The 24,036-nt window shown below is 41.5% G+C and carries 24 protein-coding genes; 4 read left to right on the forward strand and 20 right to left on the reverse strand.

Translation table 11 applies throughout. The features are described 5' to 3' along the window. Positions 1 to 39: 39 nt before the first annotated feature. The 14 genes from lolA2 to flxA all read right to left on the reverse strand — a co-directional run bounded on the left by lolA2 (position 40) and on the right by flxA (position 11,424). Complete coding sequence (lolA2, locus tag E0F88_RS28720) at positions 40 to 669, reverse strand: flexirubin biosynthesis/transport protein LolA2 (protein ID WP_131961786.1); 630 nt, start codon at positions 667 to 669, stop codon at positions 40 to 42. Continuing rightward, positions 656 to 1,426 carry a polysaccharide deacetylase family protein gene (locus E0F88_RS28725; protein ID WP_131961787.1) on the reverse strand — a complete coding sequence of 257 codons (771 nt, stop codon included), beginning with the start codon at positions 1,424 to 1,426 and terminating at the stop codon, positions 656 to 658. Before E0F88_RS28725 ends, lolA2 begins: the two co-directional genes overlap by 14 nt. Continuing rightward, positions 1,416 to 2,381 carry a beta-ketoacyl synthase chain length factor gene (locus E0F88_RS28730; RefSeq protein ID WP_131961788.1) on the reverse strand — a complete coding sequence of 322 codons (966 nt, stop codon included), beginning with the start codon at positions 2,379 to 2,381 and terminating at the stop codon, positions 1,416 to 1,418. Before E0F88_RS28730 ends, E0F88_RS28725 begins: the two co-directional genes overlap by 11 nt. 15 nt (positions 2,382 to 2,396) lie before the next feature. Next, the gene (locus E0F88_RS28735) at positions 2,397 to 3,581 is read right to left on the reverse strand and encodes a beta-ketoacyl-[acyl-carrier-protein] synthase family protein (RefSeq protein WP_131961789.1); all 1,185 of its coding nucleotides are present in this window, start codon (positions 3,579 to 3,581) and stop codon (positions 2,397 to 2,399) included. A gap of 33 nt (positions 3,582 to 3,614) precedes the next feature. Continuing rightward, positions 3,615 to 3,884, reverse strand: coding sequence for a phosphopantetheine-binding protein (locus E0F88_RS28740; protein ID WP_131961790.1), 270 nt, complete (start codon positions 3,882 to 3,884; stop codon positions 3,615 to 3,617). An 18-nt stretch (positions 3,885 to 3,902) separates the two neighbouring features. Continuing rightward, positions 3,903 to 4,514 carry a hypothetical protein gene (locus tag E0F88_RS28745; RefSeq protein WP_131961791.1) on the reverse strand — a complete coding sequence of 204 codons (612 nt, stop codon included), beginning with the start codon at positions 4,512 to 4,514 and terminating at the stop codon, positions 3,903 to 3,905. After that, the gene (locus E0F88_RS28750; RefSeq protein WP_131961792.1) at positions 4,511 to 5,593 is read right to left on the reverse strand and encodes a beta-ketoacyl synthase N-terminal-like domain-containing protein; all 1,083 of its coding nucleotides are present in this window, start codon (positions 5,591 to 5,593) and stop codon (positions 4,511 to 4,513) included. Before E0F88_RS28750 ends, E0F88_RS28745 begins: the two co-directional genes overlap by 4 nt. 64 nt (positions 5,594 to 5,657) lie before the next feature. Beyond that, positions 5,658 to 6,098, reverse strand: a complete 441-nt coding sequence (locus E0F88_RS28755; RefSeq protein ID WP_229213945.1) for an acyl-CoA thioesterase — start codon at positions 6,096 to 6,098, stop codon at positions 5,658 to 5,660. 71 nt (positions 6,099 to 6,169) lie between these two features. Beyond that, positions 6,170 to 6,586 (reverse strand): hotdog family protein, encoded by a 417-nt coding sequence (locus E0F88_RS28760; protein ID WP_131961794.1) that lies wholly within the window; start codon positions 6,584 to 6,586, stop codon positions 6,170 to 6,172. Beyond that, positions 6,586 to 7,455: a lysophospholipid acyltransferase family protein gene (locus E0F88_RS28765; protein ID WP_131961795.1), complete on the reverse strand. Its 870-nt coding sequence runs from the start codon at positions 7,453 to 7,455 to the stop codon at positions 6,586 to 6,588. The genes E0F88_RS28760 and E0F88_RS28765 overlap by 1 nt, the downstream gene beginning before the upstream one ends. 16 nt (positions 7,456 to 7,471) lie before the next feature. After that, complete coding sequence (locus E0F88_RS28770; RefSeq protein ID WP_131961796.1) at positions 7,472 to 7,738, reverse strand: phosphopantetheine-binding protein; 267 nt, start codon at positions 7,736 to 7,738, stop codon at positions 7,472 to 7,474. Between the two features lie 204 nt (positions 7,739 to 7,942). Beyond that, positions 7,943 to 9,163, reverse strand: a complete 1,221-nt coding sequence (locus tag E0F88_RS28775) for a beta-ketoacyl-[acyl-carrier-protein] synthase family protein (protein WP_131961797.1) — start codon at positions 9,161 to 9,163, stop codon at positions 7,943 to 7,945. 3 nt (positions 9,164 to 9,166) lie between these two features. Beyond that, on the reverse strand, positions 9,167 to 9,898 hold the full coding sequence (gene flxB / locus E0F88_RS28780; protein WP_131961798.1) for a flexirubin biosynthesis SDR family reductase FlxB: 732 nt from the start codon (positions 9,896 to 9,898) through the stop codon (positions 9,167 to 9,169). Beyond that, the gene (gene flxA, locus E0F88_RS28785) at positions 9,895 to 11,424 is read right to left on the reverse strand and encodes a flexirubin biosynthesis tyrosine ammonia-lyase FlxA (protein ID WP_131961799.1); all 1,530 of its coding nucleotides are present in this window, start codon (positions 11,422 to 11,424) and stop codon (positions 9,895 to 9,897) included. Before flxA ends, flxB begins: the two co-directional genes overlap by 4 nt. A 148-nt stretch (positions 11,425 to 11,572) precedes the next feature. On the opposite strand from flxA, the gene E0F88_RS28790 reads away from it, so the two are divergent. Genes E0F88_RS28790 through E0F88_RS28800 form a run of 3 tightly spaced genes read left to right on the forward strand, consistent with a single transcriptional unit; the run spans position 11,573 to position 18,244 of the window. Continuing rightward, positions 11,573 to 15,412 (forward strand): trifunctional MMPL family transporter/lysophospholipid acyltransferase/class I SAM-dependent methyltransferase, encoded by a 3,840-nt coding sequence (locus E0F88_RS28790; RefSeq protein ID WP_131961800.1) that lies wholly within the window; start codon positions 11,573 to 11,575, stop codon positions 15,410 to 15,412. A gap of 52 nt (positions 15,413 to 15,464) precedes the next feature. Further along, entirely contained in the window at positions 15,465 to 16,994 is a 1,530-nt protein-coding gene (locus E0F88_RS28795; protein ID WP_131961801.1) for a phytoene desaturase family protein, read from the forward strand. Between the two features lie 2 nt (positions 16,995 to 16,996). Next, the gene (locus E0F88_RS28800) at positions 16,997 to 18,244 is read left to right on the forward strand and encodes an NAD(P)/FAD-dependent oxidoreductase (RefSeq protein WP_131961802.1); all 1,248 of its coding nucleotides are present in this window, start codon (positions 16,997 to 16,999) and stop codon (positions 18,242 to 18,244) included. Between the two features lie 46 nt (positions 18,245 to 18,290). Here the strand turns inward: E0F88_RS28800 and E0F88_RS28805 are convergent, their stop codons facing one another. Together E0F88_RS28805 and E0F88_RS28810 are read right to left on the reverse strand one after the other, a co-directional pair. Beyond that, the gene (locus tag E0F88_RS28805; RefSeq protein ID WP_131961803.1) at positions 18,291 to 19,340 is read right to left on the reverse strand and encodes a beta-ketoacyl synthase chain length factor; all 1,050 of its coding nucleotides are present in this window, start codon (positions 19,338 to 19,340) and stop codon (positions 18,291 to 18,293) included. A 30-nt stretch (positions 19,341 to 19,370) separates the two neighbouring features. Next, a complete protein-coding gene (locus E0F88_RS28810) occupies positions 19,371 to 21,014 on the reverse strand; it encodes a glycerol-3-phosphate dehydrogenase/oxidase (RefSeq protein WP_131961804.1) in 1,644 nt (547 codons plus the stop codon). Between the two features lie 214 nt (positions 21,015 to 21,228). Here E0F88_RS28810 and lysM point away from each other — a divergent pair, with 214 nt between their 5' ends. Next, positions 21,229 to 21,687 (forward strand): peptidoglycan-binding protein LysM, encoded by a 459-nt coding sequence (gene lysM, locus E0F88_RS28815; protein ID WP_131961805.1) that lies wholly within the window; start codon positions 21,229 to 21,231, stop codon positions 21,685 to 21,687. Between the two features lie 116 nt (positions 21,688 to 21,803). On the opposite strand, the gene rplI is transcribed toward lysM, so the two are convergent. The 4 genes from rplI to E0F88_RS28835 form a co-directional block, all read right to left on the reverse strand. After that, positions 21,804 to 22,250 carry a 50S ribosomal protein L9 gene (gene rplI, locus E0F88_RS28820; RefSeq protein WP_131961806.1) on the reverse strand — a complete coding sequence of 149 codons (447 nt, stop codon included), beginning with the start codon at positions 22,248 to 22,250 and terminating at the stop codon, positions 21,804 to 21,806. 20 nt (positions 22,251 to 22,270) lie between these two features. Continuing rightward, a complete protein-coding gene (gene rpsR, locus E0F88_RS28825; RefSeq protein ID WP_015811483.1) occupies positions 22,271 to 22,522 on the reverse strand; it encodes a 30S ribosomal protein S18 in 252 nt (83 codons plus the stop codon). A gap of 3 nt (positions 22,523 to 22,525) precedes the next feature. After that, a complete protein-coding gene (rpsF, locus tag E0F88_RS28830) occupies positions 22,526 to 22,906 on the reverse strand; it encodes a 30S ribosomal protein S6 (RefSeq protein WP_131961807.1) in 381 nt (126 codons plus the stop codon). 136 nt (positions 22,907 to 23,042) lie between these two features. Next, positions 23,043 to 23,984 carry a DUF8428 domain-containing protein gene (locus E0F88_RS28835; RefSeq protein WP_131961808.1) on the reverse strand — a complete coding sequence of 314 codons (942 nt, stop codon included), beginning with the start codon at positions 23,982 to 23,984 and terminating at the stop codon, positions 23,043 to 23,045. Positions 23,985 to 24,036 lie beyond the last annotated feature (52 nt).

Consider the following 24,036-nt stretch of genomic DNA (forward strand, 5'->3'; position numbering starts at 1 on the left):
TTTAGGTAAATTAGCGTTCAGGTAAAACAGAAAAGCGGCTCACAGATTCACAAACAAGCTTTCTGCAATGGGCTGGTTAATCCTCTCATTTTGAAAACGCATGATACTTTTGTCGCCGCCTTTTTCAAAAAATGTAAGTTCCTTCAATCGTAAAGTGCTTTTTGGAAAAACCAGTGTAATTTTGGAATAGACATTTTTCAACCGCTTGCTAACCGGCAGAAGCGTAACCTGGTACAGTTCGCCGTTTTCCGCAAAACTTTGTTTGAACGCCTTGTTATCCTGAAAATCTCCGTTTACCAATCCAATCATCAGTTCCTTGATCTGCCCTGCCATACGCCCAGCTGATCCAACATTTTTTTCCTTTCCTGCATCCTGGACACGCAATTTGTCACCGTTAATTAAAATGACATATTTAAACGGCTGCTGCTGCTCCCAGCGCATTTTGTCATTTTTTTTGTAATAAAATATACCAGATGACTTCTCCGGATCCTTTAAAACGGCCAGGTATTTTTCTTCCTTGAAATCAGCCTGAATGGTATTGGCAGCAGCAGAGGATTTTTTTAGTTCCGAAAGCACTTTCGCCGGATCGGCCACAGCCTTGTAAACCTGTGCAAAGCCTGTCTGACCAACCAGTACAAGGATTGCAAAAATCAATTTATACTTTAACATAAGCGTCTTTGTTGATGATGGCAGGCAAGGGTTCGATGCCCAGTCGCCTGCTGTTGATGTGTTCAATGATATCTTCAAGCGCATGAGTGGTTACAGCCAGCCGGTCATGAAGCAAAATTATATCACTGCGTCTTAATTTTGAAATAATGTTGTCAATGAGCCGGTACTTGTTTCTGGCTTGGGTATCCATACTTCTCAAAGACCAACCTATTGAATCAAGGCCATTTTCCCTAAGCGCCTTTGGATACCGTGGGTTGGTGACGCCAAACGGCGGACGGAACAGTGTTGGCGTTTTGCCTATCGCCGCAGTAATCACCTCGTTGCAGCGCGCAAGATCATTTGTTAAACGGGCGGTTGAAAAAAAAGCAATTAATACATGATGGCTGTAAGAATGATTCGCAATAGTATGCCCCTCTTCGTCAATCCGCCGGAGCAGTTCCGGGTATTTTTCAGCTTTTTTACCAATGACAAAAAAAGTTGCTTTCACCTTTTTCTCTTTTAGAATATCCAAAATTTGCGGGGTAAATTCCGGATCCGGACCATCATCAAAGGTCAGAGCAACTGCCTTTTTTTTCCCTTTATGAATAGATGTAAAAAAATAATTCGTCTGAATCTGGTAGGAACCGTAAGCGGTTATTCCCAGATAAAGCAAGCCAAGTGCGCCCATAACAATCCACATAAAGTCGGTTTCCATGAAAATGACACTGCTTACTACAATGGTAGTGAGGGCAATAAAGGTGACGATGTTATGCTTCAAGAGATTGTATCAAAGTTAAGCCCAGGTTTTTACTATTTAAACAGTTACAAACCAGTATATTTTTTAAATTCTCATCCTGCCCCAACCTGTCAATGGCATAATGCATGGCGAATGCAGAAGTTGTCGGATAGATACCTGAAAACTGTAAGTAATCGACAATACGGTCAATTTCTACTTCATTATTGATAAAATAATCTAAAATAATTCCACTGGTGCCGAGCTCAAATCCGGGAAATAAAACCATATCAAGATCCGAAGATCTGATATTTTGTTCAGTTAAAAATCTCTGAATTTCCGTTTGAATATCTTCAACCAATCCAATTGTTTCGACAGCAGAAATCCCGGCAAGCGAATTTGCCGATCTTTCCTTCGAAAGCATAAAAAATGATGCCCCTGAACTCAGCTTTCCGCTTAACGGCAAGTGAAGATCTTGCTGAATTTTATCCAGAATTTCAATATACTCATCCGCAGCTCCTACCAACACATGATCATTATCTTCACTGAGCAGCAGCATTGAATCGATCAAAGCATGCTCAAACGAAAGCGTATTTTGCGTGTGCGTCATGTTGTAACCATGATTTCCTATGCTCAGCGAAATCTGCCCCGCAATCGTATTGTGAGTTGACTGAATAAAAGATGTTGGCGGCAACAGTCCTTCGATGGTCAGAAACGTTCCCAGGAATTTTTCTGTATCCTGCAAACAACCAAGACCGGTTCCTACCACGATCGAATCCGGCTGCGAAATTTCAGCTTCTTCCAGACAAGTTTTGGCGCAGGCCACGGACATGCGAAGAATTTTGCTCATCCTACGAAGCAATGCTGCATCAATATAATCCTTGTAATTCGGGCTTATCAGCTCAGAGTCTTCGGTAAGTTCGTGTAAAGAAGCAGAAAATCCGGCATTTTTAAATGTCGGTTGATGCGTGATTGAGGAAGCTGCTGAAATGTAAAACAAAGACTTGAAATATAATTAGTTATCACTGGAGAATACGATCGAGGAGTTGTTACCCCCGAAACCAAAACTATTCGATAATACCGCCTTTACCGGTTTATTTGTCAGTAGGGAAGTTACCGGTACAAGTCCTGTTCCCTCTATCGGATTTTGAAAATTCAGATTGGGATAAATCAGTTGATTGGTGATGGCCAGTATAGAAAATACCGACTCAATTGCTCCGGCAGCTGCGAGTGTATGCCCTGTGAAGGGTTTTGTGGAACTAAAAGGTGGGATCTGATCACCAAATACATTCTTCAAAGCAACTGACTCGGAGAGATCATTATTCTTCGTTCCGGTTCCATGCGCATTTATATAAGAAATATTTTTTACATCGATGCCCGATAAACTGATAGCCTTTTGAATCGCCAGCGTTGCACCTTTGCCATCCGGCGACGATGCTGTTTGGTGGTACGCATCGGCAGCATTAGCCCAGCCATTCACATAACACAGCGTTTTATTGCCTGACAAAGCAATGCTCTTTTCGTTTTCCAATAAAAGAAAACCGGCACCTTCTCCCAGATTTAACCCCGTCCGGGATTCATCAAACGGCCGGCACCACTGGTCATCATAAATCATTAAAGAGCGAAACCCATTGATGGTAAATTTCGTCAGCGCATCGGTGCCACCAACTAAAACCCTGTCCAGCTTGCCGTTGAGCAACAAACGGGCACCCAGCATGATCGCATTCACGCCGGACGAACAAGCCGTTGAAAGTGTGTTGATGTAACCAGAGATTCCCAACTCGGCAGCAATTCGTTCAGTGGTGTTACCACTGTCATGAGACCGAAGCAGGTTGTAGTCAGGATGATCTCCGGACAAATAATCTACATAAAAATCCTCGCTCCGGTCCATTCCGCCGACAGAGGTTGCGGAGATAATGCCGGTTTTTATGGAGGCGTCCATTCCGGTTGTTCCCAGAGCCTGCCTGGCAGCGGCCAGTCCGAGCTGGGAAGTGCGTGAAATATTCTTGTTTTTTATTTCTAAATATTCCAGTAATTCCTGGTTCGAAGCTTTTACTTCCCCAACAAGCAAACCGCGTTTTTCATCCAGATACTGAACGGGTCCAATACCGGATTTTCCTGTTTTAAGAGAAAGCAGGTTTTCCTTCACAGAAAGTCCTATGGCAGAAACAACACCAATACCTGTAATACGTACGCTCATTTAATCTCAAATTAGAATCCTGCCAGAACCCGCCTAAACCGCCTGTTCCGCTTTTCTTCTGGTGATATAGTCTGCCATGGTATTAATCGACATGAATGCTTCCTTCCCTTCCTCAGGTTTGGTTACCTGAATACCATGGAATTTTTCAAGCAGTACAATCAGCTCCAGTGCATCAATCGAATCCAGGCCAAGACCTTCGTCGTTAAATAATAAAGCATCATCTGCGATTTCGGAAACCTGAATATCTTCCAGGTTCAGCTGTTCAATGATCTGCTTTTTAAGATCTTCTTTTAATTGATCCATTACCGGATATTTTTATTATTAAATTAAACCTGCCAGTTTTTGCAGGCTTTCGATATTAAACTGATTCCCCTTTCCTTCTTTTTCAACAAAAAACAAAAAAGCGTCGATCTTTTCATCCGCGATATCCAGCCATCCGCACAAGCTCGCCCCAGATCCCGTTGACAAAAGAATTTCTACGTAATTGATATAAAAATCCGCTGCAAATTTAGGCAAAACAGCAAACATATTCTCACCATACCATTTGTTATAAATTGCCAGTTCACCCAGGACAATATTTGGCAGTGTGTAAACAAACAATGCCGGACTAGGTGAAGCCTGCTCCTGATAGGAACGTTTAAAACGCACATCACTGTCAACACTGGAAAACCGGTTGGCAAAAAGCAAAGCTATTTCATCATCCTGATATGCATTGATTATGTTAGAATTTGCCTTTTTCAGAAGCTCAGTGAGAATAAATCCGGTTTGGGAAAGTGTATCCATTTTGTAAAACTTTGGATAAACAATCTCCTGTTCCTTATATAATTGCTTAAGCCAGCTATCCTGCGAGTCAGTATCTCTGGCTGCAATGAGCTGTCCGTTTACAAAACAGGATTTATTTGTTAAATGGCAATATGAAGTTATAAAACTCATAATTTCTGAATGATCAGCGAAGCATTTCCCCCGCCAAAACCGGACGCAGTTTTTAAAATCGTTTTTAGCTCCGACGGTTTGTTTTCTTCAATAATATTCAAAGTTACGGACGTACCTTTTTGCTGAAAACCCAGACTTTTTAACAAAATATCATTTCTGATCATTTGAATTGACACAGCTGTTTCTATCACACCTGCCGCGCCCAGTGTATGTCCGAAGTATCCTTTAAAACTATTCAGGGGTACATGCGTCAGACTTAACCTGTCAAAAGCAATTGACTCCATTTCATCGTTATAAACGGTTGCCGTGCCATGAGCGGAAATAAAATCTATATCCTGATCCGAAATTCCATTGATCTCCATCGTTTTTTTCACGCTTCGAAAAAGCCCCTCCCCTGTTCTTGACGGCCCTGAAATATGGTTGGCATCATTGGCAGAAGTTCCTTTTAACAAACGCAAAGGCGCTTCTCTAAAAACCGACGGAGAATTAGAAACCAAAACAGCGCTGCATGCTTCCCCCAGTGTTATTCCGTTTCGCTCAGAATCAAAAGGCAGGCAGGGTTTTTCACTAATGGCAAAAAGAGACTGAAAACCGTATAAAACAAAATCAGAAACCAGGTCACAGCCAATGACGATGGCATGATCATACAAACCTGCACTAATAAAATTGGCTCCTGCATTAATGGCCAGTACACCTGAAATACATGCGTTGGATATCACAACAGGCTGGTGCCTAAGGGAAAAGCGCTCCTTTATAAACGCTACACTTCGGCCAAACTGATCGCCGATGATATTTTCGATTGCCCCTTTGGTAGAACTGATCAACAAAATCGTACGATCAGATGTAATTATATCAGAATCAATTTTTTCTGAAAGAGAAATCAAAACCTTTTCCAGCAAACTGTCAAAAGGATGCTCAAATTGAAGGTCGGTAATTTTTGAAAGATGAACCGGTGTTTTGTTTAATCCTGCATCCGCCACCAAAGAAATGCCTGACTGGTTATTCACCATAGCCCGGAAATTCTGGTCAGCAGTGACACCCAGCGGACTTATAATTTCTTCTGCACCGATGTAAATCATATTTCAAAAAGCCGGAAAACGGATACCGGAAAGATAAATGCTGTTAAGGTAATGTGAAGGTATACTATTGATTGTTCTTCTCCTTCCACTGACGGTAAAAATCGGGTGTCAGCAGCTCCATTGTCCGGCTTTCTTTATCCAGAAAAACCTGCATCGTTTTTCCAATCGCGCAAAGTTCTCCGGTTGTAATGTTCACAACTTCATATTCAAACATAATCTTTGCGGATTTTGAAGGAACATACTTTGTAATCACTTTAATTACCTGACCATAATAGACAGGTGCTTTGTGGTCAATTTCTGATTTAACAATGGGTGTAAAATAACCGTTATCGAAAATCGCCAGATACTCCAAATTAAAGGTTTTTCCAAAGTGCTCTCTGCCGTCCTCAAAAAATTTCAAATAGTTGCCATGCCACACAACACCCATCGCATCAGTTTCACTAAATCTTATATCAATTTCAATTTCCGAAAAAAGCATAGCAGTCATTTCATTAGAAGCAGGCAAGAATAGTCATTTTTTGCCATTTAATGCAGAAACCAGCACAATAACCTTGCCCCTTCTGCAAATTTGGCCGGTTAATTTGTAACTATTTTCATCTCGCATTCCAGCAACAGGTTACCATCCAGATAATTCCGGCCCGTTACCATAAAGATATTACCAAGCTGATGCGTTGGCGTAACAATCGTATTTATTCTGGAATGAGCCTCCGGCAGCCGAAATACTTCCAGCCGGGTTATTGCGCCAATAAAACCAATTTTAGGGTCGCCTCCTTGCTGAGCATCCAGGTAACCAAAAGAAGCAGCACAGGTTTGGGCGATATTTTCCATTAAACCACCTTCCTGAAAAAAGCCGTCTGATACCAAAACGTTATTTTCTTCAACAAAAAAATCGGTTTCAAAGCGATCCGGACTTACAGACAGCAAATTATCGATCATCACAAACGGCGGGCGGTGCGGAATAAGTGATTCAATGTGCTCCTTTGCAACAATCATTATTGAAAAAAGTTAAAATAATTAAACCATTGCTCCGGATATTGCATAACCTTATTTTCCAACTCCGTCACATAAAGCTGTGCGATTTGTTCGGGCTTCATTTTTTGAACAATAGGAGCTGTTGCACTTAAATGATAACTGTATTTCCCATTCTTAGCGGCAAATACAAAGGTCACCGGCGCATCAAATTTCGAAGCAATTACAAACGGGCCGTAGGGGAATTTAGCCTTTCTGCCCAAAAAATCCAGTTCTATAAATTTTGCACCCTCAAGGTAACGGTCGGCATGAACAGCTACAAATTCGTTGGCAATAAGCGCATTGCGAATGGCAATCACATGTGAAAGATCATCTTTGATTGCAATAATCTTAAAGCGGGATCCTCCGGTTGAGAGCTCCATAAACTTTTTGATGCTTTCCACTTCTGCATCGAGCATTACGATGTTGATTGTTGGTGTGATACGACCTTTGAGAAGATTACCAGCCGTTTCCCAGTTTCCCAGGTGTGCACTAAGTAAAATGCCACCCTTCCCCTGATCTCTTATATCGATCAGATATTGCTCATTTTCAAACTGATGCGTGAATTGTTTATTCTTGCCAAGTAAAAATGCGGCCCGGTCAACCAAAGTTTGCCCGAAAATATAGAAGTTTTTGCGGACCAGTTTTTTCGCCTGATTAACAGGAATATGAAGGGTATTCTGGTAAAAATCTAAAAGAGCTTTCCTCGGTTTACCTGCAAACAAAAAGTAATAATAGGTAACAGCCTGCAAAAGCCGGTAGGCAAAACCAAGTCCAAAAAAATTTATAAAAAACAAAAATATCTTATAACCTGCTAAGGATCCTCTGGTTTTGCCGTCCCATTTTTTATCCATAATGGCGGATCACTCCTTACAATCCAAGTTTTTGCTGAACAAGACCGTAGAAGTCTTCAAAAGTGACAATTCCTTTGAAATCTTCACCACTGATTTTGATATTGAGGTTTTCTTCAATCAGAACAACCAGATCTACGTAATCAAGGCTATCCAGATCCAGAGTATCTTTTAAACTGTTTTGCGGAAGAATCAAATCCCTGTCCACTTCGAACTCCTCAGATAGAAAATCCCGGGTCTCTTCAATAACTTCTTCCAAACTCATCTTAACGTCTTTAGCATACATAGCTGCAAAATTAATTTATTCTTTTCTGATAGTTTCACAATATTCCCAAATTTTACTGCATTACCAGCAGCAACCGGAAAGTTTGCAACAAGGCAAACGCTGGTTTTAAAGAGTTATTTGAAGTTGGAAGGTCATACAAAAATAAACATTTCCTGCAAATACCGGTAACCGTTTACGAAGTGAACTTTCCGGCAAGGTTAACATTTACCTAAACTTCCTGAAAATAAGGGTTGAATTGGTACCTCCGAAGCCAAAAGAGTTAGAAAGGAAACAGTCAATATTTTGCTTTTTGGTTTGAGCGATAATATTGATTTTGGCTGAATCCTCGTCGGGATTTTCGAAGTTAATATTGGGGGCGATAAAGTCGTTCTGCATCATCAGAAGAGAGTAAACAATTTCACTTGCTCCTGCCATCCAGCATTCATGTCCAGTCATTGACTTGGTAGAACTTACAGGCGTGTCTTTGCCAAAAACTTCATAAATCGCTTTTGCTTCTATTCCGTCGCCAACAGGCGTAGAAGTGGCATGGGCATTGATATAGTCAATATCCGCAGCATGAATATCTGCCTGGCGGAGTGCCATTTCCAGCGAACGGATTTGGCCTTCCATGCTTGGATTGGAAATATGATCACCATTGGACGAGAAACCATAACCAATAAGTTCGGCAAGTATCGGCACACCGCGTTTGACCGCGGCTTCATAAGATTCAAGTATAACCGTTGCTGCCCCGCCGCTGGGTATGAGTCCGTCACGGCTTTTATCGAAAGGCCGGGACGCTTTTCCGGGATCCGATTCGTGAACAGAAAATGTCCCCAAACCGTCAAAGCTGGCCATAGAAGCAATATTAATTTCCTGAGCTCCACCGCAAATGATACGGTCCTGCAAACCCTGACTGATCATCAGATAACCCATCCCGATTGAGTGTGATCCGGAAGCACAGGCGGCACTAAGTGTAAAATTGATACCTTTCAGTTTAAAAATCGTTGAAAGATTCATATTCACCGTGCTATTCATATTTTGAAAAATAGCACCGCTGCCAATGAGTGTGGTATCCTGTTTTTCACGCGCCTTTTCAACCGCTTCCACTACCGAGGCGGCTGTGCTGTCGTTGCCAAAAATGATACCCGTTTCTGTTTTATCCAAAAATTCGATATCCAGGCCCGACATTTCCAGCGCTTCCCTTGTCGACATATATGCATAAATCGCGGGCTGGTGCATACCCAGCCGCTGACGGCGCGATAACATACTTTTCAGATCCGGCTCCTTAACCATTCCCGTCAATGCTGAACGAAAACCAAAATCTTTTCTAACCTGATCAAAAACGATTCCGCTTTTGCCAGCATATAACGACTTAGTAACCTCATCCAGGTTTTCACCCAGGCAGGAATAAATGCCAATTCCGGTTACTACAACTCTGTGGTTCATGGGTTACGAGTAAATGCCTCCGTTAATATTAATTACCTCGCCGGTAATATAAGCGGCTTTATCTGAACACAAAAAACTTACTAAATGTGCCACCTCATCGGCTTTTCCAAACCGGTTCATCGGGATCATTTGTTTTAACTCATTTTCGTTCAGATCTTTGGTCATGTCACTGGTGATAAAACCAGGCGCAACCGCATTTACTGTAATTTTACGTTTGGCTACTTCCTGCGCAAGCGCCTTGGTTGCAGAAATGATCGCTCCCTTGGCAGCAGAATAATTGGTTTGTCCCGCAACGCCTTTCATCCCCGAAACAGATGCCACATTCACAATCCGTCCTGTGCGCTTTCTGAGCATATGCTGAATGATGTTCTGCGTAACATTAAACAAACCTTTGGCGGAAATGCTCATTACATCGTCCCAATCCTGCTCAGGCATCCACATAAAAAGGCCGTCACGGGTAATGCCTGCATTGTTCACAAGCACACTGATAAATTTTTCTTCATTTCTCTCCCGCCAGCCGTTGAGTGCTCCGTCGACCTCCGTTTTGGTCTGAACATTAAACTGCAGCAACTCTCCATCACCGCCAGCCGTCCGGATTTCTTCCAGCGCTTCTTCAGCAGCGGCAAGATTGGAAGAATAATTAACTAAAATATACAAACCGTGATCCTTTGCCAGCTGCACGGCTATGGCCCTGCCCAGTCCTCTTGAAGCACCGGTTACCAATGCACAGCTCATAATGTAAAAGGGGTTTCTTTGATATATTCGTAAACATTTGCAATACTTTCAAACTGAGGAACATCTTCTTTTACGAAGCTGGACTTGGTCCGAATTTGATTGTAAACCGAGGTTGCATTGGGTGAAAGTCTGTTTTTCTCTTCCGGATCCAGCAAATCCACCGCCTGGCAAATTGCCATGATATGGATGGACATGACCTGATACGCGTTTTCCAAAACCTGCTTTGCCAAAACCGCGCTGTTTGTTCCCATACTTACAATGTCCTGATTGTCATTGTTGTTTGGAATGGAATGTACATAAACAGAATTAGACAGGGCCTGATTCTCAGCCGTAGTAGAAGTAGCTGTGAACTGAACACCCTGAAAACCAAAGTTCAGCCCCCAGGTTCCTGCGTTTAAAAAAGGAGGAAATTTGCCATTCAGTTTACTGTTCATCAGGAAGTTAAGCTGACGTTCCATAAGCATTGAGAGCTTGGTAAGTACAATCTTAACCTTGTCCATTTCAAGAGAAATATAATCTCCGTGGAAATTACCGCCGTGAAATACGTTGTTTTCCTCAGGACTGACAATCGGATTGTCATTGGTAGAATTCAGCTCATTTTCAACCACATCCTGTGCATACAAAATCGTGTCAATAATCGGTCCGATAATTTGCGGAACACAGCGAATTGAGTAATACTCCTGAATTTTACGTTCAAATTCTATGCGCTGTAAAGCGGTGTCGTCTTTAAAAAGCTCTTCGCGGTTACGGATCATGCCGCTTCCTTTTACAAAATCCCGCATCTGGCCGGCAACGTATTGCTGACCTTTATGATGTTTTACTGCATTAAGCTGCTGAGAGAAAGAGTCATCAAAAGCCTCAATTACTTCATTTAACATCGATGAAGCAGCTATTGCCCACTGTACCAAACGTTTGGCATAGATAAGATTGATGGCAGCGATTCCTGTCATACAGGAAGTTCCGTTAATTAAACCCAACCCGTCGCGAAGCTCCATTTTTAAGGGTTCGATCTGATGTTCAACCAAAACTTCCGCAGTTTTACGCCTCACGCCGTTTTCATAAACATAACCCTCCCCGATCAGGTTAAGCCCCAGATGAGAAAGCTGAACCAAATCACCACTCGCACCAACGCTGCCGTGTTCAAAAATTTCAGGAACAATTCCTTTGTTTAAGAAAAGAACAAGCTGTTTGATCACACCGGTACTGATCCCGGAATTCGCCTGTAAAAAAGCATTCAGACGGGCAACCATGACGCTGCGCGCATACACCTCGTTTAACGGGCGCCCAATACCGCTGGAATGGCTGCGGATGAGGTTATATTGTAAACTATTGAGTTTATCAGTTTCAATCCGGTACTGGGCCATAGGGCCAAAACCGGTATTGATTCCGTAAATAATTTTATCTTTTGAAAAATTCGTTAGAAAACTAAAAGACTTTGAAACCTTGTTGAGTGCGTCGTCTGCCAGGATAAATTCTTTCTTTTCAAACGCATATTGCTCGATCTGAGCTAATGAAATACTATTCATTTATTGATACCGAAATTAAATAACATGTAAAATAAATCTTTTTTTACGGCTTTGCCAAGTAAGGTTTTTGAACGGTATTGAACATTAATAAGTTGGCATCACACTTACATTTACTTAATTTTGCCTTGCACTCACGTTTAACCTATTCATGATCGGGGATTTATTATTAAAGCTTAACCTGCTCCTTTCAAGACATAAAGCCGTTTTCTTTATTTGCCTGATCACCCTGATCGGAGCCCTGGGCTATGGTATTTCCCGTCTGCGCGTCACAGAAAGCATTTTTTCGACACTACCAAAAGGTGAAAGTTTTGAGCAGTTTACAAGGTTGGTAGAAAGCAAAAACATCATTAACCAAATTGTATTTTCCTTAGATACAGATCCTCAAATAAGTAGTGATGAAGCCTTGACTTTAACTGAAATATTTGAAGATTCACTAAAAAGAGCTTCCGGAAACTATATAAAAAACATTCAGGCAGTCCGTCCGGATATTCAGCAGGACGTTTATTCTTACAGCTACGCTCATTTTCCTGAATTCATCGATTCTGCTTATTATGCTCATATCCTGCAAAAAATACAACCGGATTCCATCCGCACATCGGTTGCTTCTGCCTATAAGCAACTGCTAACACCGGGCGGGACATTTTTAAAACAGTTTGTGGTTAATGATCCGCTGGGAATTTCAGGAAAGTATTTCCGTGAGCTGAATGCAGCCAATAATTCCTCGGCGATGACAGTTGAGGAAGGCATTATGTTTTCGGCTAACAGGAAACAAATCATTATTACCGCTTCAACGGCTTACGATTCGGGCAACTCTTCAAAACATGTAGAGTTGTTCAATAATATGGAGGATTTCCGCCTTAAATGGAATAAACAGTTCCCCAAAAACCATCTGTCCTATTTTGGCACTTTTGAAATCGCAGCACGAAATGCGATTCAGGTAAAACAGGATTCCACACGCACCATGGGCATCGCCCTGATTGCCATTATTGCGATCCTGATTCTTTATTACAGAAAAATACTTATTCCTGTTTTTATCATTTTACCCGGTATTTTCGGAGGCATTTTTGCAGTTGGCCTCATTGGCTTTTTCCGGCCGGAAGTTTCAGGAATTTCTTTGGCAACCGGTGCTGTGATCTTCGGAATTCTGTTGGATTACGCATTTCACTTTTTCACCCATCTTCGTCATACGGGATCCGTTTCCATAACGGTTAAGGAAGTCAGCGAGCCGTTGTTGACGGGAAGTCTCACAACTGTACTTGCCTTCACAGCACTGCAATTTACCAACTCAGTCGTATTGCAGGATTTTGGTTTGTTTGCTGCTCTAAGTCTGACAGGCGCCGCGCTGTTTACGCTCATTGCCCTGCCAATTATTCTGCAAACACTTTCATTTGATTATCACAAAATACCCGCTGAATCAAAGTTTTTCAACATCCCTTCTGTTCCGGCTAAGTTCAAATCTGCCAGTTTGCTGATTGTCGCTGTACTGACAGTTGTCTTTCTTTATTTTGCCAGATTCACTGAATTTGACAGCAGTTTTGAAAGCCTGAGCATGCAAAGTGATGATGTGAAACAAAGAGAAGAAAAACTGACGGGCATCAATCCTGACAAAGACAAAAGGATCTACATTTTTACGGCAAACAAACAAAAATATCAAGCCGAGCAAACCAATTACGCGGTTTATCAAAAGTTAACACAACTTAAAGCAGAGGGGAAAGTCAGAGAATTTGTGTCTTCCGTTGCATTTGCTGTCCCAACCCATATTAAACTGGAAAGGACAGTTCGCTGGAACAGGTTCTGGAATGCCCAAAGACAGGCAGGTACTTTTTCACGACTTGATCAGGCGGCTCTTGCAAATGGTTTTAACCCAACCGCTTTCGATAATTTTAAAGATTGGATTTCAGGTAAAATTGAAGATGTAACGGATGAAGATGAATTATTTTATCAGTTAGGATTAACTAATCTTGTCGATTCAAACCCGCAGCAAACGACGCTGATCACAACATTAACAGCAGACAAAAATCAACTTCCGTTTGTAAAAGCAGAATTAAGAAAAATGCCGGGTGTCGATATTTTTGACCGTGGCGAACTGGCCGGAAGTCTTTTAACAATGGTGAAGGATGATTTTAATTACATCCTGCTTATTTCCGCGTCGATCGTTTTTCTTACACTTTTGATAGTGTATGGCAGAATTGAGCTGACACTTTTGACTTTCCTGCCCATGGTCATCAGCTGGATCTGGATTTTAGGAATCGCAGCTATTTTGGGAATCAAATTCAATTTTGTCAATGTGGTCATCACCACCTTTATATTTGGCCTCGGAGACGATTTCAGCATTTTTGTCACCGACGGACTTCTAAATAAATATAAAACAGGAAAAGAAACGCTTAAATCTTACCAGTCCGCAATTATTCTGTCGGCACTGACGACCATCGTTGGAACCGGTGTGCTGTTTTTTGCCAAACATCCGGCCATTCATTCCATCGCTTTTATCAGCGTGCTTGGAATTATCTGCATTCTGATCATCTCTTTTATTGTTCAGCCTATTCTATTCGATTTATTTGTTCAGAACCGGAAAGAAAACAAACGGGCTCCGGTAACTTTCCTACCGTTTCTGCTTAGTATTACTAGTTTCACCTACTTTCTTGCCGGCTGTCTTTTTCTTCACTCCAAGCTGGTAACTATTCTGATTTTACCCATTTCAAAAAAGAAAAAACGGGAAATGATCAACCGGTCATTATCCTTTTATGCAAAAACCGTAATTTTCTCGGGTCCTCATGTAAGGAAGAATTTTTCAGGAACAGAAAACATTGAAATAGATAAACCCGTGATTTTTATAGCCAACCATACATCGTTTCTGGATATTCTCCTGGCTATCATGCTGAATCCAAAAATTGTTTTGATGGTAAAAGGATGGGTTTACAATTCACCTTTTTTTGGCCCGATCATCCGGTATGCAGGTTATGTCTACACCGACGATGGTCCGGAAGAGAATATTGAAAAAATGAAAGCGCTGGTGGCCGATGGTTATTCGCTGCTTGTTTTCCCGGAAGGTACCCGGTCAAAGGATGGTAAAATCGCCCGTTTTCATAAAGGTGCCTTTTATCTGGCCGAACAGCTGAATCTGGATATACAGCCACTTTTATTGCATGGTGCGTCGGAGGTTCTTCCGAAGAGCGATTTCCTTATCCGTCCTGGAGCGCTCAATGTGCGCGTTTTGCCGAGGATCAAGTTCAACGATCTGAAATGGGGTACTGAACTGAGGGATAAAACGAAAAATATTTCTGCCTTTTACAAATCAGAATTTGCTGCTTTTAAAAATGAAATGGAAGATACAGGTTATCTCAAACACAGAATTTTTACCAATTATGTTTTTAAAGGACCTGTTCTGGAATGGTATTTCAAAGCAAAATGGAAGCTGGAAGCCAATAACTTTTCATATTACAATGCACTGATTGAAGATAGAAAAAAAATACTGGATGTTGGTTGCGGGTACGGCTACCTTTCTTTTTTTCTCCATTATAAAAACGAAAACCGGCTCATTACAGGAATTGATTACGATGAAGATAAAATTACGATTGCAGAAAACGGTTATAATAAAACGGCCAATCTACGGTTTCTGTATGCAGATGTCATGACCACGCAAATCGGTGAGCAGGATGTAATATTTTTAAATGATATTCTACATTATTTATCTGCTGAAAAACAGCTTAATTTGTTGAAAAATTGTGCTCAAGCGCTCAATCCGGATGGAATTTTATTTATCCGGGACGGGATTACAGATTTAAAAGAGAAACACATCAACACCAAACGTACTGAGGCTTTGTCGACCGGGCTGTTTTCCTTTAACAAAAAAACCGATGAATTTCACTTTTTCTCATCTGATGACATCCGTGGATTTGCTAAAAGTCAGAACCTTACATTTGAAATGCAGCGGCATTCTGACAAAACATCTAACGTACTTTTTATCCTAAGAAAAAGTATTTTTTGAAAACCCGGAGCGTATTAATATCCATATTTAAAACACACTTTAATTTAAACCAATGTCCAAATTGACCGAAAAAGAATATGACTTTGTCATTATTGGAAGCGGTTTGGGCGGACTGGCCTGCGCCTATATTTTAGCTTCTGAAGGTCACAGTGTTGTCGTACTTGAAAAAAACCATCAGATCGGCGGCCATCTGCAGGTGTATAGCCGTGACAAAACCATTTTTGATACAGGCGTACATTACGTCGGAAGCCTGAACGAAGGCGAAAACCTCTATCAGTTCTTCAAATATTTCGGCATACTCGACAACCTGAAACTGAAAAGAATGGACGATGAGCGATTTGACGTGATTCGTTTTCAGGATGGAATGGAGTATGATTATGCACAGGGATATGATGCTTTCGAAAAAAAACTAATTTCCTATTTTCCCGAAGAAGAGCAGGCGATTAAAACATATTGTGTTAAAATTAAAGAGGTATGTAGTAAGTTTCCGTTATATAATCTCAGAATCGGCGGCGACAGTTACCAGATGGACGAGCAGCTTCTAACGCTAAACGCCTATGATTACATTGCGTCCATCACCAGCAATGAGCGACTGCAAAATGTACTGGGCGGCTCCAATTTGCTGTATGCCGGTGTAAAAGAAATGACGCCCTTTTATGTTCATGCACTGATTATGAACAGCTATCTTTCCGGTGCTTACAAGTTTATAGATGGCGGATCTCAGATTGCTATTCAGATGAGCCGGGGAATCCGGATTTTTGGCGGAGCGATTTACAAACACAAAAAAGTTATTTCCGCTAACTATGATGAGAACGGATCAATTGTCAGCATTGCACTTGAAAATGGCGAAATCGTCAGGGGCAAACAATTTATTTCCAACGTTCACCCCGCTGTTACGATTGACATTTTTGGTGAAGACCGTTTCATGAATGTGTACAGAAACAGGATCAAAAATCTGCCTAACAGCATATCCACTTTTCTGGTGCATCTTTCATTTCATGAGAATTCGTTCGAGTATTTAAATTATAATATTTATCAGCATCACATAGATAACGTCTGGGATGGTATCGACTACGAGGAAGAGACCTGGCCGCAAACTTATTTTGTGTGCACGCCCTATATTTCACGAAATAAAAAATTTGCCGAATCGATGTCTATCATGACTTACATGAAATCATCAGAAACCGACAAATGGGCGCATACGGCTAAGACAGTTTCCGAACCCGGTGAAAGGGATTTGGAATATGATTTATTTAAAAAAGAAAAAGAGGAAAAAGTACTCCGAAAAATAGAGGAGGTTTTCCCCGGGATCAGGTCAAAAATAAAGGCAGTGCATAGCGCAACGCCACTTACATTCAGGGATTATATCGGCAACCGTGACGGTTCGTTGTATGGGGTTTTACAAAACTCAAATGCGCCAACCAGAACGCAGATTAATACCAAAACAAGGGTACCAAATCTATACCTGACAGGACAAAATATTTCCATGCATGGCATTTTGGGCGTTACTGTGAGCGCTTTCGTTACTTGTTTTGCATTTGTTGATAAAGAGAAACTTATTGAAAAAGTTATAAATGCGTAATCATGCAAAAGGTTGATGTTTTGGTTATCGGAGCAGGCCCGGCAGGTACGGTGGCTGCTTCTTATTTGAAAAACCAGGGTTATAATGTGACAATCCTGGAAAAAGAAAAATTTCCCCGTTTTCAGATTGGCGAAAGCCTTCTTCCCTGCTGTATGCAGCATCTGGACGAATCGGGTTTACTGGAAGCAGTGAAAGCCAAAAATTTCCAGAAGAAAACGGGAGCCGCTTTTATGCGCGGTGACAAAAGATGTGAATTTCTTTTTTCAGAACAGTTTACCGATGGCTGGACGTGGACGTGGCAGGTAAAACGGGCAGATTTTGATCTCACGCTGGCAGAAGCTACCCGCGCCAAAGGCGTAGGCGTTAACTTCGAATGTGAGGTTTTGAACGTGGTCGCCGGTAAAGAAAAACAAACGACCGAATACCGCGACATTGACGGAAATATTCACAGTATCGAATCACGGTTTATCATCGATTCAAGTGGTTACGGACGCGTTTTGCCAAGGCTATTTGATTTGAGCAAACCGTCTGCCTTCACGCCAAGGGGAGCCGTTTTTTCCCATTTGGAAGATATTAACCGTACAGAAAAAACCAGCAACAACATCTTTGTTCATTCCTTTGACAACAATAGGTCATGGATCTGGGCAATTCCGTTTTCGGATGGTTCTACATCTGTAGGGATTGTGAGTGACAAAGAAAAAGTGGTTGAACTTGCTGCCAATGGCGGAGAGAAATATGAAAAATTCATCCGAAATTTTGGAGATTTGAATGGCCGTTTTAAGAATTCAGAACTGAAATTTGAACCCAGAAATATCCTTGGTTACTCTGTTGGTGTAAAAACCATGTTTGGAGATGGATTTGTTCTTTCAGGTAACAGCACAGAATTCCTGGATCCGATATTTTCGTCAGGTGTAACGTTTGCAACCGCTTCCGGTTTATTATCAGCAAAAATGACACACCGGCACTTGCAAGGTGAGAATGTAGATTGGAAAACCGAATATGAAGATGTTGTTCAAAAGGGCATCAACGTTTTCAGAAGTTATGTAACAGGCTGGTACAGTGGCGACTTTCAAACCATTGTTTTTGCAAAAAATGTAGATAAAGACATTAAAAATCAGATTTGTTCGGTATTGGCAGGTTATGTTTGGGATAAATCAAATCCTTTTGTAAAAAAGCATGACACCATTTTACCCACATTGGCAAAGGTTATTGTCATGAAAGAAAAAGCTGAGGAAGCACTTTTGAAATAATTCTTCCGCCGTGTCAGATTCAAACAGGATCTGAAACGGCGTGATTTTAAACCGCTTTTAATAAAATCAACCCATGCTGAACGCCCTGGTAATGATTGTAAATCAGGACATATTTGGGTGTTATTTCCGATTTCCTTAACTGCATAGCCTGGTCTGGAATATGCCTTCCTGACAAAATCTGAACACCAAGCCAGGTGGCAAAAGCGGAAGAAGTCGGATAATCGCCGGTTAAATTCTTGTAGCTGTAAACGCTGCTGTGTGAAAACATTCTCTGATGCAAATTATCGTAAAGATCATCATTCCGGCTGTCGCCGCTGTAACCTAAAACAAGCGCATCGATTTGTTCCGGATCTACTTGATTTCTTTTCAGCAAATAGTTTAGCTTTTCTGTAAGCTCATCTTCCAACGCATAACTAATCTGCTCCACATCAACAATTTCTGCCAAAGCCCTTTCAGACAGCTCAGATTCTACCACGAACATGGTCGCACCTTCACCGCAAACTGTGCCGGCGGTTCCGGACTGCAAAAGTGTTGCTGATGTTGAATCTTCCTTTTTAAAATACCCGCTCAGATAATCGATATTATAATGATATTCAGAAATCTCCTCGACACTGCCAAGCAAAAACGAATTGGCATTTCCTTCGTCCAGCCAAAGCATGGCATCCAGCAAAGCACATTCAAATGCGAGACCTTTATGCACATGGGTTGTGTTGTAACCTGTATTTTTGCTCATTAACGCCAGGTTGCCGGCAACTGCATTTGGCGTGCTTTGTACAAAGTTGGTTGGCGTTAAAGTGCCTTCTTTATAATCTACAATCTGATTTAGAAATTTAAGACAGTCTTCCAGGCCGCCATTCGCCGTGCCAAGGATAATTCCGTCCAGCTTTGGATTTTTATGGATCAATGGCAACCCTGCTCCCACGCCCATCCGCACTGCTTTACCCATTCTTCTCAAAAGTCCGGCAGGAATAAGCGAACCATACGGAGGTTCGGTGGCGACATACCGGTTTCCCAAATAAGTTTTTATTTCACCACTTAAAAAAGTGTCGTCGTAAGTTTGCTGGGGGGAAATGCAGGATAAGTCGGTAATGAACATAAATTTATAAAATGGTCGAACTGGTACCTCTCAGGCAATATGTGTTCCAGCGACAGACATGAATTGTTTGATTTGGGTTAAATAAGAAGAAATTTCCAGGTCCTTCTGCTCATCTGACCAATTTAACTCCGTAGCCATGAGTTCTGCAACTGCAGGTAAAACTTCGGAGGTAGTTTGCCAGTCCGTAATTTCAAGCCGGATTCTTCTTGCCAGAAAATCCCTTGGTGTTATTGCCATTTCTTCGCGTACCGTATGGATTACTTCTGCCCGGATATATGGGTATTTTTCGTTCAAACGCGTTTTCCAATCAGGCTTGTCAAGCGTGAGTTCGCAAACCTTCACGGCTCTGGATCCATATTTTTTTACCAAATGCTGACAGACGTCCACCGGCAAGTTATATTTTTTTTCAAGCTCTTTATAAGAATCAAATAGATAATTTTCACCTCCTGCAAGTGTATGATTTGCTGTACCACAGGTGTTTTTCCTACTAAAAACACTATCGATCTGGTCTATAGCATCTTTTGCCATGAGACGGTACGTCGTCCATTTCCCTCCCAATAAACTGACTAAACCGCTAGCCGGATCAATCTCCACTTCATGATCCCGCAGCAGGCTTTTGGTTGATTTACTGGTTTCCGCTGAAAGCAATGGCCGAAGTCCACCAAAACCAGCCTTTAATTCAGTAATATCTATTTTCTTTTCAAGATAAGGATTCAAAGTATCTGCCAGATATTGCTTTTCTTTCTCGTTCAGCCCCGCTTCCGTGTTCAGATCCTCACACTCCGTATCGGTTGTTCCCAGCATCATGGCGCCTTCAAACGGAATGGCAAAAACGACACGCCCGTCAGAAGTTTTGGGAATCAGCATCGCGTAATCGCTATTGAGTGTATCATAGGGAAGCACCACATGTACACCTTTACTCGGGCGGATTCGCTCATGTAACTCCGGATTGGCCATAAGGCGGATGGCATCAGAATATGGACCCGTGCAGTTTAGTACCAGTTTGGTTTTGATTGACAAATCCTGCCCGGAACGTGTGTCTTTTATTTGAACGGCATTTAATTTTCCCTCAGCACTTTTAGCAAAACCTTTTACTTCCAAATAATTAGCCACAACAGCGCCGGATTCAGATGCCGACTGAGACAGTGCAAGACAATACCTTGCATCATCTAATTGGCCATCATAGTAAAGCACAGCACTATGCAGCTTACTTTTGTTAAGCGTCGGAATCTTTCTCAGAACCTCCGATTTTTTCAGCCATTTGCTTTTGGGAAGCGAATCATTGGTTGCAAAACTATCATACATTTTTAACCCGATACTAAAATAAAGACCCTCTATCCATGAACTGACCGGTGTAACCAGCGCCAGCGGACGTGCAAGATGGGGTGCATTATTTAAAACCAGATGCCTTTCTTCCAGACCATGTCGAACCTGTTTTAGCTGGGCAAAGTCCAGTTTTTTGAAAGCCTGTTCAAGATAACGGACGCCGCCATGAATAAGTTTTGTTGATTTGGATGACGTTTCCGAAGCAAAATCCTGTTTGTCGATCAGGGCAACTTTGTAACCACGCAGTACCGCATCCAGTGCACAACCTGCACCACTTGCCCCTGCTCCTACGATACAAATATCAAATTCTTCATTCGCTAATCTTTCAATGGATGTTTGCCGGTTCATGCAGTGTGGTTGGTGCTTAACTTACGATGTGGTTATCGCCAATTGCAAAAGTACAAATACAGTTCTTTCCAAGCATGGCTCTGGCATAAAAATAGCTATTACAATATTGTGACCAAAATGCTATTTGTCTGTCTGAAACTTGTTCAATGCTGAAAATAGACTAGCTTTGGATTTCATAAATTAAACACTTTACTTACAAAAACCACAAATTATTATGGGCTTAATGTCATTTTTTAAAGGAGTCGGAGAGAAAATCTTCAAAAAAGAAGAGGCTGCTGTGCCTACACCGGAGGTTGAACCGTTGCGCGCAAGTGCACTGTTGGCTCACGTAAAAGCACTTGGACTTCCTTACAATTCTCTTACTGTGAAGACTTCCGGCGACACCGTTACAATTGAAGGCGAAGTAGCACAACAGGCTGATTCAGAAAAAATTGCACTTGCTGTTGGTAATGTTGAGGGGGTTGAAGTGGTTGACAACAGACTTACCGTTGCAACACCTGCACCGGAAGCTACCTACCATACCGTTGTAAAAGGCGATACGCTTTCGAAAATTGCACAGACAGTTTACGGAGATATGATGAAGTATCCGGTTATTTTTGAAGCAAACAAACCGATGCTTACACATCCTGATAAAATTTATCCGGGTCAGGTTCTTCGGATTCCGGCACTTTAATGGTTTTCAGCCTTCAGCTATCAGCTTTCGGTACTTGCTCTTTAAATTAGAGGCATAAAAAAATGACAACTCTTTCGGGTTGTCATTTTTTTATGCCTTTGTAAGAGAACCGAAGATTAATCTTCAGCAGCAATTACGTTCAGAGAGATCTTGTGTTTCACTTCTTTGTGAAGATCGATCAATGCTGAATAAACACCAACAGATTTAACATCGTCAACAGTAATTTTCTTACGGTCGATTTCAAAACCTTTTGATTTAAGAATATCTGCAACCTGTGTGTTGGTAACACGTCCGAAAATACGGCCGCTTTCTCCAACTACAGTGCGAATATCGATTGTCAGGTCACCGATTGCTGATGCGATATCTTCTGCATCTTTTTTCAGTTTTTCTGCTTTGTGAGCAGCCTGGCGAACGTTTTCAGCAACAATTTTGCGGTTCGAAGGATTAGCTAATAAAGCAAAACCCTGTGGAATAAGATAGTTACGGCCATATCCTGCTTTCACAGATACGATGTCGTTTTTGTATCCTACTCCTGCTATATCAGTTATTAGTATGATTTCCATTGTTCGTAGCTCTTTCTAATTTATTTCAATTGATCAGCAACGAAAGGCAATAGTGCCAAATGACGTGCTCTTTTGATTGCCTGTGATACTTTGCGCTGATATTTCAGGCTTGTACCTGTTAGACGACGTGGCAAGATTTTTCCTTGCTCGTTTACCAATTTAAGTAAAAAGTCAGGATTCTTGTAATCAATATATTTAATGCCTGCTTTTTTGAAACGGCAATACTTTTTGCGGTTAATGTTTTTCTCAACCGGTTCGTTTACGAGTGACATAGCTTATGCGTTTTCGGTTTTTGATTCAGTTGACTCTTCTCTTTTTCTACCTATCAGTCCCTTACGTTTCTTTTCGTTGTAAGCAATTGAATGCTTATCAAGGGCGATAGTCATAAAACGCAAAACTTTCTCGTCACGACGGAATTCCGTTTCAAGAATGTCTACCACATTAATTTCTGCCGAAGTGTATTCGAAGATGTGATAAAAACCAGAGTTTTTCTTTTGGATGGGATAGGCCAGCTTTCGCAATCCCCAGTCTTCCTCATGTACCATTACACCACCATTAGAAGTGATGATAGTACGAAATTTTTCAACGGCGTCCTTTGCCTGGGCCTCAGACAAAATGGGAGTTAAGATGAACACCGTTTCGTATTGCTTAGACATACGGTAATTGGTTAATTAATAATAATTTGTAAATAAAATACCCTCACTCCCATGCGAACATAGAAATGAGGGTGCAAAAATACGTCTTGCGATTCAGAATTCCAAACGTAATGAATACTTTAAATCGTTATTTGATCTACTTCACTGTAAAGTCGCCTTTTCCGATTTTAAAACCTTCACTGAAAACTTCAACTGCATATTTACCGTCTTTCATAGCGATACCACCTCTTCCGTAGAATATATCAACAGACTGACCTGTGTTGGTGAAATTAACTACCTGTTTCGAACTGTAAATCATTTCTTTACCGTTAAACAAAAATGAGCCGGAACCTGTGGCCATATCCGACAATACGGCTCCTTCAGGATCCAGGATACGCAGGTAAATCTCTTTTTCATTCTGTTTGGCCACTCCGTTTTCACCCAGTTGGAAATTAACCCGTAGTTTGTCAATGCGTTTTGCTTTAAACTTTTCGCCGTCCCGCTCTTTTCCTTTGGAGGAAACCGCATGGATCGTCAGATTTTCTGCCCGTAATGCAGATGCTATACTCACCTTTTCGCTCAACTCCCTATTTAAAGAAGAATAGTTGCTCACCGAATCGCTCAAACGGGTACGCTCCGATTCCAGACCGCTAACCTGCTGGCTCAGTTCTTCGTTTTTCGATGTGACAATACCAAGCTCTTGTTTTAACTGGATAATCTCGCTATCCTTTTGATTCAGGATCGCTTCATAAGATTTAATTTTCTTACTGTAATTTGCTGTGGCAAAATTGTTTACGTTTTTCAGCTCCTGCTTGTCTCTTTCCAGCTGAGCTTTAAGCGCTACCAGCGAATCAACACTTCCACCCAACTGCTGGATTTCCGCAATTTTTATATCCAGCTGTGCAGAAATGGAATCCAGCTTGGTTTTGGTGAAGAGAACCTCTTCGGTTTTAGCCGTAATGATGTTGTCTTTTAAATTATTCTCCTGTTTTTCGTGGTAAATGAAATAAACCAGGACCAGATTAAGCAATAGTAACACGGCCAGAGCTGCCCAAAGAAGGGTTTTACGATCTTGCTTTTGTTCTTGATTATAGTCCATGCTGACAGTTAAATTTTTGAATTAGTTGGTAAAAGAACTATGTTTTTTTCAA

The sequence above is a fragment of the Dyadobacter psychrotolerans genome (assembly GCF_004349265.1).
GTDB classification, from domain to species: Bacteria; Bacteroidota; Bacteroidia; order Cytophagales; family Spirosomataceae; genus Dyadobacter; species Dyadobacter psychrotolerans.